An 820-nucleotide genomic window follows, 5' to 3' on the forward strand; every position below is an offset into this window, starting at 1 on the left:
CCATTTCGCAGTAAAACAATATAAGAAATACAAACTTGCAGCAGGAAAAACTGCCAAATCAATCCTTATATCCTGTGGAGCAAGGCTTGCTCCATTTGATATTCAGGAACTTAGGGACTTAATGAAAGAAGATGAACTGGAGCTTGATACACTTGGAGAAAAGAAAACAGCTTTATTCGTAATAATATCGGATACAGATGATACATTTAACTTTGTAGTATCAATAATGTACTCACAATTATTTAATCTATTATGTGATAAAGCAGATGATGAATATGGCGGAAGACTTCCTGTTCATGTGAGATGCCTACTTGATGAATTCGCAAATATCGGCTTAATTCCTAAATTTGAAAAGCTGATAGCAACTATTAGAAGTAGAGAAATATCAGCTTGTATAATATTACAAGCACAATCACAACTAAAAAGTATCTATAAAGATAATGCAGATACCATAGTTGGCAATTGTGATTCTACATTATTTTTAGGAGGCAAAGAAAGAACAACATTAAAAGAATTATCTGAAAGCCTAGGCAAAGAAACCATAGACCTATATAACACATCAGAAACAAGATCGAATCAAAAGAGTTTTGGACTAAATTATCAAAAAACTGGGAAGGAACTTATGAGTCAAGATGAAATAACTGTAATGGACGGTGGTAAGTGTATATACCAGCTAAGAGGAGTAAGACCTTTCTTATCTGATAAGTTTGATATTACAAAACATAAGAATTATAAGTTCCTTGAAGATTATGATAAGAGAAATATATTTGACATAGAGAAATACCTACAGAGAAAAGATGAGGTTAAGTTAAAAGAGAGT

Annotated in this window: 1 protein-coding gene; it reads left to right on the forward strand. The window is 32.1% G+C overall.

The annotated features are described in order from the left end of the window. On the forward strand, nucleotides 1-820 hold an 820-nt coding region (locus tag HMPREF0077_RS10020), incomplete at both ends, for a VirD4-like conjugal transfer protein, CD1115 family (RefSeq protein WP_004837907.1).

It is taken from the genome of Anaerococcus tetradius ATCC 35098 (genome assembly GCF_000159095.1).
Classification (GTDB): Bacteria; Bacillota; Clostridia; order Tissierellales; family Peptoniphilaceae; genus Anaerococcus; species Anaerococcus tetradius.